At 66.9% G+C, this 12,276-nt stretch carries 15 protein-coding genes; 5 read left to right on the top strand and 10 right to left on the bottom strand.

The window, feature by feature from the left end:
- Positions 1 to 10 precede the first annotated feature (10 nt).
- Positions 11 to 814, top strand: a complete 804-nt coding sequence (locus DM373_RS09600; protein WP_110993334.1) for a helix-turn-helix domain-containing protein — start codon at positions 11 to 13, stop codon at positions 812 to 814.
- 110 nt (positions 815 to 924) lie between these two features.
- Here DM373_RS09600 and DM373_RS09605 read toward each other — a convergent pair whose 3' ends face one another.
- Positions 925 to 1,764: an alpha/beta hydrolase gene (locus DM373_RS09605; protein WP_110993335.1), complete on the bottom strand. Its 840-nt coding sequence runs from the start codon at positions 1,762 to 1,764 to the stop codon at positions 925 to 927.
- A gap of 159 nt (positions 1,765 to 1,923) precedes the next feature.
- Between DM373_RS09605 and DM373_RS09610 the strand changes: the two genes are divergently transcribed.
- Together DM373_RS09610 and DM373_RS09615 are read left to right on the top strand one after the other, a co-directional pair.
- Positions 1,924 to 2,808 carry a sugar nucleotide-binding protein gene (locus tag DM373_RS09610; protein WP_110993336.1) on the top strand — a complete coding sequence of 295 codons (885 nt, stop codon included), beginning with the start codon at positions 1,924 to 1,926 and terminating at the stop codon, positions 2,806 to 2,808.
- On the top strand, positions 2,801 to 3,733 hold the full coding sequence (locus tag DM373_RS09615) for an NAD-dependent epimerase/dehydratase family protein (protein ID WP_110993337.1): 933 nt from the start codon (positions 2,801 to 2,803) through the stop codon (positions 3,731 to 3,733). Before DM373_RS09610 ends, DM373_RS09615 begins: the two co-directional genes overlap by 8 nt.
- Positions 3,734 to 3,825: 92 nt before the next feature.
- Here the strand turns inward: DM373_RS09615 and DM373_RS09620 are convergent, their stop codons facing one another.
- Positions 3,826 to 4,266, bottom strand: coding sequence for a winged helix-turn-helix transcriptional regulator (locus tag DM373_RS09620; protein ID WP_110993338.1), 441 nt, complete (start codon positions 4,264 to 4,266; stop codon positions 3,826 to 3,828).
- A 100-nt stretch (positions 4,267 to 4,366) separates the two neighbouring features.
- Between DM373_RS09620 and DM373_RS09625 the strand changes: the two genes are divergently transcribed.
- A complete protein-coding gene (locus DM373_RS09625; protein WP_110993339.1) occupies positions 4,367 to 5,611 on the top strand; it encodes an MFS transporter in 1,245 nt (414 codons plus the stop codon).
- Here DM373_RS09625 and DM373_RS09630 read toward each other — a convergent pair.
- The 5 genes from DM373_RS09630 to DM373_RS09650 all read right to left on the bottom strand — a co-directional run bounded on the left by DM373_RS09630 (position 5,599) and on the right by DM373_RS09650 (position 9,620).
- Positions 5,599 to 6,282, bottom strand: coding sequence for an OmpW/AlkL family protein (locus DM373_RS09630; RefSeq protein WP_110993340.1), 684 nt, complete (start codon positions 6,280 to 6,282; stop codon positions 5,599 to 5,601). The genes DM373_RS09625 and DM373_RS09630 overlap by 13 nt on opposite strands.
- A 109-nt stretch (positions 6,283 to 6,391) precedes the next feature.
- Entirely contained in the window at positions 6,392 to 6,904 is a 513-nt protein-coding gene (locus DM373_RS09635; RefSeq protein WP_110993341.1) for a DUF3299 domain-containing protein, read from the bottom strand.
- Between the two features lie 170 nt (positions 6,905 to 7,074).
- The gene (locus DM373_RS09640; protein ID WP_110993342.1) at positions 7,075 to 8,340 is read right to left on the bottom strand and encodes an ABC transporter permease; all 1,266 of its coding nucleotides are present in this window, start codon (positions 8,338 to 8,340) and stop codon (positions 7,075 to 7,077) included.
- The gene (locus DM373_RS09645) at positions 8,340 to 9,050 is read right to left on the bottom strand and encodes an ABC transporter ATP-binding protein (RefSeq protein WP_110993343.1); all 711 of its coding nucleotides are present in this window, start codon (positions 9,048 to 9,050) and stop codon (positions 8,340 to 8,342) included. The genes DM373_RS09640 and DM373_RS09645 overlap by 1 nt, the downstream gene beginning before the upstream one ends.
- Positions 9,051 to 9,620 carry a DUF2796 domain-containing protein gene (locus tag DM373_RS09650; RefSeq protein ID WP_110993344.1) on the bottom strand — a complete coding sequence of 190 codons (570 nt, stop codon included), beginning with the start codon at positions 9,618 to 9,620 and terminating at the stop codon, positions 9,051 to 9,053.
- Positions 9,621 to 9,752: 132 nt separating this feature from the next.
- On the opposite strand from DM373_RS09650, the gene DM373_RS09655 reads away from it, so the two are divergent.
- The gene (locus DM373_RS09655; RefSeq protein WP_110993345.1) at positions 9,753 to 10,097 is read left to right on the top strand and encodes a hypothetical protein; all 345 of its coding nucleotides are present in this window, start codon (positions 9,753 to 9,755) and stop codon (positions 10,095 to 10,097) included.
- A gap of 124 nt (positions 10,098 to 10,221) precedes the next feature.
- Here DM373_RS09655 and trxA read toward each other — a convergent pair whose 3' ends face one another.
- From trxA to DM373_RS09670, 3 genes are read right to left on the bottom strand one after another with little or no spacing between them, the layout of a single operon-like run.
- On the bottom strand, positions 10,222 to 11,094 hold the full coding sequence (gene trxA / locus DM373_RS09660; protein WP_110993346.1) for a thioredoxin: 873 nt from the start codon (positions 11,092 to 11,094) through the stop codon (positions 10,222 to 10,224).
- Between the two features lie 28 nt (positions 11,095 to 11,122).
- Entirely contained in the window at positions 11,123 to 11,782 is a 660-nt protein-coding gene (locus DM373_RS09665; RefSeq protein WP_110993347.1) for a class I SAM-dependent methyltransferase, read from the bottom strand.
- Complete coding sequence (locus DM373_RS09670) at positions 11,783 to 12,235, bottom strand: YbaY family lipoprotein (protein WP_110993348.1); 453 nt, start codon at positions 12,233 to 12,235, stop codon at positions 11,783 to 11,785.
- Positions 12,236 to 12,276: the final 41 nt, after the last annotated feature.

Genomic DNA, 12,276 nt, shown 5'->3' on the forward strand with positions numbered 1-12,276 from the left:
CCCCGGCATCATGGGCGATCACTTCGCTGACAACCTTAAATTGGCCTGCAGCCACTACCGCTCTATCTCGGAGGTTTGCCGGCAGCTGTCGATCAACCGCGGGCAGTTCAACAAGTACCTGAGCGGGCAAAGCCGGCCGACGCCGTACAACCTCAAGCGCATCGGCGACTTCTTCGGCGTCGAGGATTACGAACTGGGTTTGCCGCCCGAACAGTTCGCCCGCCTGATCGGCGCGCGCAACCCGGCCGCGCAGCAGAACAACCCGATCAGCGAGCTGTTCAAGCCGCTCAACGATCATGTCGTCAATCTGTCGCGCTACTGCGGTTACTACTTCGAATACTCCAACTGCATGTCGGTGCCGGGCTTGATCCTGGTGTCGCTGGTGCACCTGCGCGAAGAACGTGAGCGCTACCTGTTCGAACGCCAGGAGCGCCAGGAGCGCAGCAGCGCCACCGACCCCCACGCCGAAGTGCGCTGCCGCTACCTGGGGGCGGCGTTTCAGTTGCAGGATCGCCTGTTCCTGGTCGACTACGAGTCGCTGACCTTGAACGAGATGAGCCAGACCATCCTCATCCCCAGCTTCAAGAGCCGCATCACCCGCCTCAACGGCCTGAAAACCGGCGTGTCCAGCGGCGACCGGCGTAACCCGGCGTGCACCCGCGTGGTCTGGGAGTACCTGGGCGAGGAGATCAACCGGATCAACGCCTTCCGCCAGGTACGCCTGTATCGCCCGGATGACCCGCGCATCGACGACGATATCCGCGACCGCCTCAGCGCAGGTTCGATCAGCAACGGCCTGTTCGAGATCGAGTAGTACCGTCTCCTTTCCTTGAATGTGGCGCGTGGGAGCGGGCTTGCCCCGCGATGAAACGACCTAGTCGCATCGGCGCACCGCCGCTCCGACATGGATGCCACAGACCCGGGTTATTCGAGAATGAACGCACCCACCGTCTGCGCCACCTGATCCGCCACCTCCGGCCGGTCACGCAGGTGGGCGGCAATGCCATGGTCGCAGTCGGTGAGCATCAGGCACTCCACGTGCGGCGCCGGCACAGAGCGCAGCAGGCTGTGGGTAACTTCCTCGGGGATCGGGCTGTAACGCTCGACCCCCGCCATGCGCCGCAACCCCGCCGACGTCCCGGCCCCCTGGCCGTGCACCCGCGAGTTGAGTCCGTCGTATTCGCCGATCACCAGCAGCACGCGGCCCTGGAACTGGCGCAGGAAGGCATAACTGTCGCAGTCGAGAAAGGCGAAGGGCTTGCGGATCGCCGCGCTGAACGCTGGGCCGAAGGGCGCGCTGTGGGCGGCATCGGGGTACACCGCCGGGCAGATCAGCACCAGCTTGCGCACGTTCGGGCGCTGCGCCGCCAGCTTGAGGGCGATGGCGCCGCCCAGGCTGTGGCCGATCAGGGTGTCGCTGCGGCTGTCCAGATGCTGGTGGAAGCGCAAGGCTTCCTGCAGGTTGCTGGCCAGCGAGGCATCCTTTGCCCCCGGTTCGCTGGCCAGGCTGTGGCCGGACAGGTTGCCGGTCAGCGAGCCGATGCCTTGCTGTTGCAGACGGTACAGCAGCGGGTTGAGCCGAGTGAAGTCCGAACGGGCGCCGCCGACCACGAACACCGGTGGCGCCCGTTCGCTGTCCGGCAACAGCAGGCGGGCCTGCTGGCGATAACCGTCGAAGGCTTCGTCAATGAAGCGCTCTGCACCCGGGGCGGGTTCGTCGTACTGCCAGAGAGCGCGTTGCGCGGTGGTCGATTCGGCGTCCATGAACATCTCCTTGTGCAGGCCTGGCGCAGTATAAGTAGCTGTCGGGCAAGGGGGAACCGCGCAGCGTGCTGCTGCGACCCGGCCTACGTTGGACTTCCCCTGCCGGAAACCGCAAAATGCCCCTTTTCCTCCATCGATCTGAGCGGACTTGTTGACTCTATGCGTATGCGCCTGATGCTGTTGGGTGGAGGCAATGCCCTCGGGCAAGCACTGATTCGTCTTGGCGCCGAGGAAGACATCGCCTTCCTGGCACCGCGCCCCCCGGAAAGCGGCTGGGCCCCGGCCAGCCTGACCCTGTTGCTCGACGAGCACCGCCCCGACGCGGTGGTCAACCTTGCCTATTACTTCGACTGGTTCCAGGCCGAGTCGGTCAGCGAGCAGCGCCTGGCCCAGCAGGAGCGTGCGGTGGAGCGGCTGGCCGAGCTGTGCCAGCACCACGAAATGGTCCTGGTGCAGCCTTCCAGCTACCGGGTGTTCGATGGCTCGCGCGCCACGGCCTACAGCGAGAAGGACGAGCCGGTACCGCTCGGCCTGCGCGGCCAGGCCCTGTGGCGCATCGAGCAGAGCGTGCGCGCCACCTGCCCGCAGCATGTGCTGCTGCGTTTCGGCTGGCTGCTGGACGAAAGCCGCGACGGTGCGCTCGGGCGTTTCCTGACCCGTGCCGAACAACCCCAGGAGCTGCTGCTGGCCGATGACCGGCGCGGCAACCCGACGCCGGTGGACGACGCCGCGCGGGTCATCCTCTCGGTGCTCAAGCAGCTCGACTGCAAGGCGCCGCTGTGGGGCACCTACCACTACGCCGGCAACGAGGCCACCACGCCGCTGGCGCTGGGCCAGGCGATCCTCGGCGAAGCCGCGCAGTGGCACAAGCTGGCCGTGCAGCAACCGACCGCCCAGGCCCATGCCGCGCGCCCGGATGCCAGCGAAGAGCCGCAGCATGCGGTGCTGGCCTGCAAGAAGATCCTTCACACCTTCGGCATCAAGCCGCGCGCCTGGCGTGCCGGCTTGCCGCCCCTACTGGACCGTTTCTACCGACATGGCTGATGCCCCCATCCTGATCACCGGCGGTGCCGGCTTCATTGGCTCCCACCTGTGCGATGCGCTGCTGGAAAAAGGCTACGCGGTACGCATTCTCGATGACCTGTCCACCGGCAAGCGCAGCAACCTGCAACTGGGCCACCCGCAGCTGGAGCTGATCGAGGGCGATGTCGCCGATGCGGCGCTGGTCGCGCGTGCGGTCGCCGGCTGCCAGGCCGTGGTGCACCTGGCCGCGGTGGCCTCGGTGCAGGCGTCGGTCGAGGACCCGGTAAAAACCCACCAGAGCAATTTCATCGGCACGCTCAACGTCTGTGAAGCGATGCGTCAGCATGGCGTACGCCGGGTGCTGTTCGCCTCCAGCGCGGCGGTGTACGGCAACAATGGCGAAGGCCAGTCCATCGCCGAAGACACGCCCAAGGCACCGCTGACCCCGTACGCGGTGGACAAGCTGGCCAGCGAGCAATACCTGGATTTCTACCGTCGCCAGCACGGCCTGGAGCCGGTGGTATTCCGCTTCTTCAATATCTTCGGCCCGCGCCAGGACCCGTCTTCGCCGTATTCCGGGGTCATCAGCATCTTCTGCGAGCGTGCCATCAGCGGCAAACCCATCATGGTGTTCGGCGATGGCGAACAGACCCGTGATTTCCTGTATGTCGGCGATCTGGTCCAGGTCATGGTCCAGGCGCTGGAGCAGCCGGCGGTGGAAGAGGGCGCGGTGAACATCGGCCTGAACCAGGCGACTTCGTTGAACCAGTTGCTCAAGGCCCTGGAACAGGTGATCGGCAGCCTGCCGGCGATCAGCCACGGCCCGGCGCGTTCCGGGGATATCCGCCATTCGCGGGCGGACAATGCGCGGCTGCTGGCGCGCTTCGACTTCCCGCAGCCAACGCCCTTCGTTGAAGGCGTGGCTCGCTTGCTCGGCAAGGCCTGAGGCGCGGCCCGATCGCTGGCAAGCCAGCTCCCACAGGGTATTACCCGGTCGGTGTGGGAGCCGGCTTGCCGGCGATCGGGCCTTGCAGGCCATCACCCATGCCGAACCAACCGCCGCTGGCACTGCTCCGGCTCCACCGCTCGCCCATCCTCAGCCCGCACCTGCAGCGTCTGTAGCCCCTGGCCACGCTCATCGACCAGTTGCGAGCGTGGCTCCCCTTCCGTGAACAGATACCGCTCCCCCCACTGGCGCAGGCCGATCACGATCGGGAACACCGCGCGCCCCTGCTCGGTCAGCACGTATTCCTTGTAGGCACTGCCATCGGAGGCGGGTTGTTGCGCCAACAGGCCGGCCTCGACCAGCAGCTTCAGGCGCGCGGCGAGGATGTTCTTCGCCAGCCCCAGGTTCTTCTGCCATTCGCTGAAGCGGCGCAGGCCATCGAAGGCATCGCGCAGGATCATCAGCGCCCAGCGATCGCCGAGCACTTCCAGTGCGCGGGCCACGGGGCATTGCTGGTTGTTTTCGTCGAGCATGGGCCATTCCTGATCAATGTTGGTTGCAGATTAAAACCACATTTGCTAGAAATCCAGTTGTGGTTTCAAAACGAAACAGGAATCTGTCGAGGACTGTGCAATGACATCTGCCTCATCTGTAGCGCCGCCATTGACCCGCGGCCTGACGCTGCTGCTGGCGCTCGCCTGCGGCCTTGCGGTGGCCACTGTGTATCTGTCCCAGCCGCTGCTGGAGGCCATGGCCGGCAGCCTGGGTATCGCCCAGGCCCAGGTCGGCCTGGTGGTCGGCGCGACCCAGGCCGGGTATGCCGCAGGGTTGCTGCTGATCGTGCCGCTGGGCGACCTGTTCGCGCGCAAGCGGTTGATCCTCACGCAACTGGTGCTGGCGGCCGTTGCCCTGCTGGCGGTGGCGTCGAGCCTTGACTGGGCCATGCTGCTGGCGGCCATGGGCATGGTCGGGCTGATGGCGGTGGTGGTGCAGGTGATGGTGGCCCACGCCGCCACACTGGCCACGCCCGCGCAGCAGGGGCAAGCGGTGGGCACGGTCACCAGTGGCGTGGTGCTGGGTATCCTGCTGGCACGCCTGGCCTCGGGGTTGGTGGCCGATCTGTCGGGGTGGCGTACGGTTTATTGCGTGGCTGCGGGCCTTGCCCTGCTGATGGCGCTGCTGCTCGGCTGGCGTTTGCCCGAGGCGCCGCCGCGCGGCGGGCGACAGGGGTATCTGGCCCTGCTGGGTTCGGTGTTCGCGCTGTACCGCCACGACCGGCTGTTGCGCCAGCGGGGCACCTTCGCCCTGTTGATCTTTGCCGCCTTCAGTGTGCTGTGGAGTGCCATGGTGCTGCCCCTGAGCGCCGCGCCGCTGGCGCTGGAGCATACCCAGGTCGGCCTGTTCGGCCTGGCGGGGGTTGCCGGTGCCCTGGCGGCCGCACGGGCCGGGCGCCTGGCCGACCGTGGGCAAGGGCAGAAGACCACCGGCCTGGCGCTGGGGGTGCTGGTGCTGTCATGGTTGCCGATTGCCCTGCTCGAGCACTCGTTGCTGGCGCTGCTGCTGGGCGTGCTGCTGCTGGACTTCGCCGTGCAGGCGGTGCACGTGACCAACCAGAGCCTGCTGCTGGCCGGGCGTGGCGAAATGGCCAGCCGGCTGATCGGTGCCTACATGTGCTGCTACTCGCTGGGCAGCGGGCTGGGTGCGGTGGCCGCGACCTGGGTCTACGGGCAATGGGGCTGGGGCGCGGTGTGCGGGCTGGGGGCCGGCATCAGTGGCCTGGCCCTGGGGTATTGGGTGTACCTGTGGCGGCTGGGCCAGAATGAAAAAGCCCGCTCGGGCGAGCGGGCTTGTCGGGCGGTGCCGGGTCAGAACTTGTAGCCCAGGCCCACCATGTAGACCCACGGGTCGACGTCCACGTCGACCTTGGTCTTGCCCACGCCCAGGGCGCTCGGGCCGTCGATGGTGGCCTTGGTGTCGATGTCGACGTACCAGACCGCGGCGTTGAACAGCAGGTTTTCGGTGAGCATGTAGTCCATGCCCAACTGGCCGGCGAGCCCGACCGAGTCTTTCAGCTTCATGTTGCTGAAGCCTTGCGCCTTGCGGTTGCTGCTCAGGTCTTCATCGAAGAACAGGGTGTAGTTCAGGCCCACGCCGGCGTAAGGCTGGAACTTGGAGCTGGCGTCCATCGGGTAGTACTGCAGCGACAGGGTCGGTGGCAGTTGCTTGATGTCGGCCAGCTTGCCGTCCAGGCCGCCGCCCAGGCCCTTCACGCCGACGGTGTGCTTGAACGGGGTGGCGGCCAACAGTTCCAGGCCGATGTGGTCGGTGAGCATGTAGGCGAAGGCCAGGCCCAGTTGGGTGTCGCTGTCCAGGGTTGCCTTGGTGCCCGACACCTTGGCGCCATCGAGTTTGATGTCGCCGCTGTTCTCGTTCGGCGCGGTGGTGATGGCGCCGGAGCGGATGATGAAATCACCTGCCTGGTGGGCGTGGGCAACAGGGGCTGCGAGCGCCAACGCGACGAGCGAGGCACTGAGCAAGGACTTGTTCATGGAAGCTCCCAAAGGACGTGAGTAATCGAGTAGTCCAATGGTACGAAGCCGACTAAACAGAAAGTTTGACCCAGCTCAACGAAGCCGTGTCATGAGCCCCAGTCAGTGCTCACTTCAGCTCATAGGCGTAGATTTTCTGCGCTTCCATCTGGTAACCGGCATCGGCCAGTTCGCTGCTGCTGGCCTTGACCTGCATCGTCCCTTCGATCCAGTACGGCTGGTAGAGGTCTTCGACGCGCACGCCCATCTCGCTGAAGATATGCACGATCTGGTTCGACGGCGGTGGCGGCACATGGATGCAGGCGCCGTAGTAGGGCACCAGCAGGAACTCGGTGGTGCGGCCCTCTTCGCTGACCTCCAGCGGCACGATGTAGCCGGGCAGCTTCACCTGCTGGCCATCGAGTGCCTTGACCACCGGCGCGTCGGGCGCCTGCTGGCGTGCGGCCGGGGCCGACTCGGAAAGCGCACTGCCGATCTGCGACAGGTCGTGCAGCGGGGCCAGTTGCGGCGGGATGACCGGTGCGCCCTCGGGGATCAGCGCGGGCCAGTCCAGTTCGCGCGGTTCGCTGGCCCAGAGCGGCAGTGAGAGCAGTAACAACGCCAGGAGCAGCAGGTAGCGCATCAGGGTTGCGTGGGAGCGGGCTTGCCCCGCGAAGACCGGCGGAGCCGGTGCCAAGCTGCGCGGTGCCTGTTTCGCGGGGCAAGTCGCAGCGGCGCACCGCCGCTCCCACGGATGGGTTTGAAGCGTGCTTTTTTCTGTGGTGACGCCAAGGTGCATGATCATCCCTGCCCTCAAAGATGAATCGACAGCCCATCGGCCAGCGACTGCCGATAGGCGCGCCAGGCCGGCACGCTGCCCATCAGCAGCGCCGCGCCGAGGATGACCGCCAGCAACGTCCACTCATGCGCACTCGGCCAGGCCAGCGGCAGGTACAGCCCGTAGTTGGCCTGCACATAGCCCTGGGCGAGGGCGATCCCGGCATACAGCAACCCCAGCCCGGCGGCGATCCCGGCCACGGCCAGGGCCAGTGCTTCGAGTATCAGCAACCCGGCGATGTGCCACGGCCGGGCCCCCACCGAACGCAGGATGGCCATCTCCCGGCGGCGTTCGTTGAGGCTGGTGAGGATCGCCGTGAGCATGCCGATCAGCCCGGTCAGCACCACGAACAGCGACACCACGAACAGCGCCTGCTCGGCCGTGCCCATCAGGCTCCACAGCTCTTGCAGCGCCACGCCGGGCAGGATCGCCAGCAGCGGCTCGTTGCGGTACTCGTTGATCTCGCGTTGCAGGCTGAAGGTGGCGATCTTGTTGTTCAAGCCGAGCACGAACGCGGTGATCGCCGCCGGTTGCAGGTCCATGCCGCGGGCCTGCTCGGCGCTGATGCGCCCGGCACCGCGCGCCGGCACGCCGTTGTGCCAGTCGATGTGGATCGCCTCCATGCCCGCCAGGCTGATGTGCAGGGTGCGGTCCACCGGGGTGCCGGTACGCTTGAGCACGCCGACCACGGTGAATGGCTTGTCGTCGTGCTTGACCAGGCTGATGGCGGCTACACCATGGGCCAGCACCAGTTTGTCGCCGAGCTTGTAGTGCAGCGCGTCGGCCACTTCGGCCCCCAGCACCACTTCGAACGGGTCGTCGGCGAAGGGCCGGCCCTGGCTCAGCTCGAGGTGCTGGCGGCGGCCGTACTGATAGTGCGCGAAGTAGTCGCCGGTGGTGCCCATCACCCGGTAGCCGCGATGCGAGTCACCCAGGGAAATGGGGATGGCCCACTTGACCCGTGGGTCCTTGGCGTACTGCTGGTAGCTGTCCCAGCGAATGTTGTTGGTGGCGTTGCCGATGCGGAACACCGAATACAGCAGCAGGTTCACCGAGCCCGAACGGGCGCCGACGATCAGGTCGGTGCCGCTGATGGTGCTGGCGAAGCTGGCGCGGGCTTCGGTGCGCACCCGCTCGACGGCCAGCAGCAGGCACACCGACAGGGCGATGGCGAAGGCGGTGAGCAAGGCAGTGAAACGGCGGTTGGCCAGGCTGGCCAGGGCAAGGCGGAGCAGGTACATCATGCCTCCCGGGGCGTGGCGGCGCGGTTGAGTTCGGCCAGGGACAGGTGACGGTCGAACAGCGGCGCCAGGCTCTGGTCATGGCTGACGAACAGCAGGCTGGAGCCGGCCGCGCGGCATTCGTCGAACAGCAGGCGGATGAAGGCTTCACGGGTGTCGGCATCGAGCGCCGAGGTGGGTTCGTCGGCGATCACCAGTTCGGGCTGGCCGATCAGCGCCCGGGCGGCGGCGACGCGCTGCTGCTGGCCGATCGACAGGCTGCCGGCACGGCGGGCGAGCAGGCCGGAGTCATTCAACCCCAGGTGCGCCAGCAGGTGCGCGGCGGCCTGGTCGACGCTGCCATGGCGCTGGCTGGCGCGCTCGGCACGGGACTTCGAGAAGCGGCAGGGCAGCTCGACGTTCTCGCGCACCGACAGGAACGGCAGCAGGTTGAACTGCTGGAAGATGTACCCGGTGTGATCGACCCGAAAGCGGTCGCGGGCGCCCTGGCTCAAGCTGGCAAGGTCCTGGCCCAGCAACTGGATGCGCCCCTGGCCCGGGCGGTTCACCCCGCCCAGCAGGCCGAGCAGGGTGGTCTTGCCGCTGCCGCTGGGGCCCTTGAGGAACAGCGCCTCGCCGGCTTCCAGGCGGAACTCGCGGATATCCAGCAGCGGCGCCTGGCCGGGCCAGGCGAACACCAGGTCATGCAGCTCGATTAGCGCCTGGCCCATTCAGAACGCGACCACGGCCTTGGCCGCGGTGGCCTCGACGCCTTTCTGGCCATTGGGGCCGATCAGTTGCACGTTGATCTTCTGGGTTTGCGGGAAGGTCTTGAACAGCGGGCCAAGGTCGAGCTGGGTGAGCTTGGCCGGGGTGGCGCAGGTGAACTGGTAGTGGGCGTTCACATCGGCGTGCTGGTGGCCGTGCTCGTGTTCGTGCGCGTCGCCATCGTCGTCGGCATGGGCGGCGTCGCCGAACAGCGGGCTTTGCAGCTCTTGCGCTTCATCCTTGCAGCCGGCGGCCTGGGCCAGGCCGAACAGCTTCAGCGGTTGTTCCAGCTGCTGGCGCGCGGCGGCGACCTTGGCCTTGTCGGCATCGGTGCTGGCGGCGTGCTCGAAGCCGACCAGGTTCATGGCCGGGCTGTCCAGTTCCAGCTCCAGGGTGTTGCCGTCGAGCACCACGTTGAGCTTGGCCACGCCATGCTCGTGGGCGGCGAGGGTGCCGTGATCATGCTCGTCGTGGGCATGGGCCACGGCCAGGGGCAGCAGGGCAAAGGGCAGGGCGAGCAGCAGACGACGCATGAACGGCTCCAGGGGGTTTGGAATGGTTTGGTAATGTTATAACAATTTTTCCGCGCCTCGCCAGCCTGCCTGGCACAGGTTTCATGTTCGTGGGAGCATGACGGCATTCAGCCCTGGGACGAGGAAGGCAGCGTGAGAATTCGTGGACAGATCGGTGAATGGCCGGTGGACTTGACCATTGAACTGGCGCCGGAAGAGTGGGCGCAGTTGGGGCGCCGGCTGGAGCAGCCGGTGGTGGTCGAAAGCGCACCGGTGAGTGCCAGCCCCGTGCCGCGCCAGGATGATGGGCAGTGGATGGCCGCGCGTGATGTGTTGCGCCAGGCCGGGCAGATGAGCGGGCCCGAGTTGCTCGACCGCCTGGAAGGGCTCACCGGCAGCACGGCGGCGGGCAAGCGCCTGCTGGTGCGTCTGCGGCACAGCAGTGAGGTGAAGGTGGAAAGCGGCGTGGATGCGCCGGTGTATCACTGGCTGGGGTGAACCAGCAGGTTCTGTGCTGGCATTTTCGCGGGTAAACCCGCTCCCACAGGGATCGCGCTGTTCTTGAGTCCTGTGGGAGCGGGTTTACCCGCGAACGAGGGCGACGCCCTCGCCAACCATTGGCTCAGAACATCGCCGCCGACAACTTACGGCGGTACACACCCACCAACGGATGATCGCTGCCCAGCAGCTCGAACACCTGCAGCAGCGCCTTCTGCGGCAAGCCGTTCTCGTAGCCCCGGTTACGCTGGAACAGCTTGAGCAACCCGTCCAGCGCCGCTTCGTACTGCTGGCGCGCCAGTTGCTGGATGCACAGCTGATAGCTGGCCTCGTCATCCTGCGGGTTCTGCGCCAGGCGGCTTTTCAGCTCGGCGGCTTCCGGCAGGCTGGCGGCCTGGCGCAGGAAGGTCAGCTGGGCCTTGGCGCCTGCCAGGGCGGCTTTGTGCTCGTCGGTCCTCACCGCGTCCAGCACCACTTGCGCCTCGCCCAGCTCACCGCGTTCGGCCAGGCAGCGGGCGTACAGGATCAGCGCCTCGGCGTTGCTGTTGTCTTCACCCAGCAGCACCTGCAGCAGCGCTTCGGCCTCGCTGAAACGGCTCTCGGCGAACAGCGCCTTGGCCTGCTCCAGCGGCGCGGCGGTTGGCGCTGCGGGCATCTGCACATGGGGCTCGAGCATGGTGCGGATGGCCGACTCGGGTTGGGCACCGGCAAAACCGTCGACCGGCTGGCCGTCCTTGAACAGCACCACGGTCGGCAGGCTGCGGATGCCGAACTGGGCCACCACCTGCTGCTCGACGTCGCAGTTGATCTTGGCCAGCAGCAGCTCGCCCTGGTAGCCCTCGGTGATCTTCGCCAGCAGCGGCATCAGCGCCTTGCACGGCGCGCACCATTCGGCCCAGAAGTCGACCAGGACAGGTTTGTGGAAGGAGTTCTCGATGACCAGTTGCTGGAAGGTGGCATCGGTGGCATCGAAGATGTACTGCGTTTCCTGGCTCATCGTGACTCTCGCAAACGTGAATGCCCCACTATAAAGGCTCGCGGCTGGCGTGGTACAGGCTGACCCGGCGGAATTCGTGCGGCTCGGCCAGGTCCGGCAGGGTCAGCGCCTCGAGCACGCCCAGCGGGCGGTATTGCGGGTGGCTGAAGTCGCGCACGCGCGAATCCGCCACCAGCGCCTGGCGGCCACGGCTGAGGAATTCATCCAGCAACGGCAGGTTGGCGCGGTCATACAGCACATCGGCGACCAGGATCAGGTCGAAGCGGTCGGCTTCGGCGAAGAAGTCGCGGCTGTAGTTCAGCGCCACGCCATTGAGCGCGGCGTTGGCGCGGCAGGCGTCGAGGGCCAGCGGATCGAGGTCGCAGGCCACCACTTCCAGCGCCCCGGCCCGGGCCGCGGCGATGCCGGCAATGCCGGAGCCGGCGCCGAAGTCCAGCACGCGCTTGCCGCGCACCCACTGCGGGCGCTCGGCCAGGTAGCGCGCCATGGCCAGGCCGCTGGCCCAGCAGAAGCTCCAGTAGGGCGGCTCTTCGAGGATGCGCCGGGTTTCCTCGCTGCTGAATTCACGGTCCATGTTCCGGTCGTCGATCAACCAGAGTTTCAGTGCGCACCCGGGCAGCTCGCTGACCACCAGGCGCGCTTCGCCGATCAGGCCGCTCAGGGCCTGTTGCAGGGCGTGCGGTGCCATTTACGGGGCCTTTTCGAAACGCAGCGGGCCGGTGGCCTGGGTTTGGGCCTGGGCGATACGCACCGGTGGCAGGTGCATGATCAACTGGCCGGACTGGCTGGCACGGCCACGCAGCTCCACGCGGGCCCCGGCGGGGAAGGCCTCGGGGTTGAAGCGCAGTTGGTAGGGCAGGGCCTGGCCGGTGCCGGTCAGGGTGCTGCTGGCCAGCAGCTGTTGCGGGCGGCCACGGTCGTCGATGACCAGCAGTGCCAGTTCGACGTCGGCGCCGGCGGGGATCTCCATCAGCGTGCCGCTCAACTCGCGCTGGTAGGCCGGCAGCGGGCCGAGTGGCTGGGCTTTCTTCGCCACCTTGGCCGGCACGGGCGCGGGGGCCTGCTCAGGCTTTGGTCGGTCGCTGCCGCAAGCGGCGAGCAGGGCGGCGGCGCACAGCACGACGAGCGCTCGATAGTGCATGGTGTAGTCCTTGGCGGGCAGATTTGCATGGATGTTAGCTT

This window comes from Pseudomonas sichuanensis (assembly GCF_003231305.1).
GTDB classification, from domain to species: Bacteria; Pseudomonadota; Gammaproteobacteria; order Pseudomonadales; family Pseudomonadaceae; genus Aquipseudomonas; species Aquipseudomonas sichuanensis.

What these genes read in the sequence shown, in the direction of transcription:
- DM373_RS09645 (WP_110993343.1), bottom strand. Translation starts at nt 9,050, where the DNA reads ATGGGCCAGGCGCTAATCGAGCTGCATGACCTGGTGTTCGCCTGGCCC.
- DM373_RS09640 (WP_110993342.1), bottom strand. Translation starts at nt 8,340, where the DNA reads ATGTACCTGCTCCGCCTTGCCCTGGCCAGCCTGGCCAACCGCCGTTTC.
- DM373_RS09605 (WP_110993335.1), bottom strand. Translation starts at nt 1,764, where the DNA reads ATGGACGCCGAATCGACCACCGCGCAACGCGCTCTCTGGCAGTACGAC.
- DM373_RS09635 (WP_110993341.1), bottom strand. Translation starts at nt 6,904, where the DNA reads ATGCGCTACCTGCTGCTCCTGGCGTTGTTACTGCTCTCACTGCCGCTC.
- DM373_RS09650 (WP_110993344.1), bottom strand. Translation starts at nt 9,620, where the DNA reads ATGCGTCGTCTGCTGCTCGCCCTGCCCTTTGCCCTGCTGCCCCTGGCC.
- DM373_RS09670 (WP_110993348.1), bottom strand. Translation starts at nt 12,235, where the DNA reads ATGCACTATCGAGCGCTCGTCGTGCTGTGCGCCGCCGCCCTGCTCGCC.
- DM373_RS09625 (WP_110993339.1), top strand. Translation starts at nt 4,367, where the DNA reads ATGACATCTGCCTCATCTGTAGCGCCGCCATTGACCCGCGGCCTGACG.
- DM373_RS09665 (WP_110993347.1), bottom strand. Translation starts at nt 11,782, where the DNA reads ATGGCACCGCACGCCCTGCAACAGGCCCTGAGCGGCCTGATCGGCGAA.
- trxA (WP_110993346.1), bottom strand. Translation starts at nt 11,094, where the DNA reads ATGAGCCAGGAAACGCAGTACATCTTCGATGCCACCGATGCCACCTTC.
- DM373_RS09620 (WP_110993338.1), bottom strand. Translation starts at nt 4,266, where the DNA reads ATGCTCGACGAAAACAACCAGCAATGCCCCGTGGCCCGCGCACTGGAA.
- DM373_RS09630 (WP_110993340.1), bottom strand. Translation starts at nt 6,282, where the DNA reads ATGAACAAGTCCTTGCTCAGTGCCTCGCTCGTCGCGTTGGCGCTCGCA.
- DM373_RS09610 (WP_110993336.1), top strand. Translation starts at nt 1,924, where the DNA reads ATGCGTATGCGCCTGATGCTGTTGGGTGGAGGCAATGCCCTCGGGCAA.
- DM373_RS09615 (WP_110993337.1), top strand. Translation starts at nt 2,801, where the DNA reads ATGGCTGATGCCCCCATCCTGATCACCGGCGGTGCCGGCTTCATTGGC.
- DM373_RS09600 (WP_110993334.1), top strand. Translation starts at nt 11, where the DNA reads ATGGGCGATCACTTCGCTGACAACCTTAAATTGGCCTGCAGCCACTAC.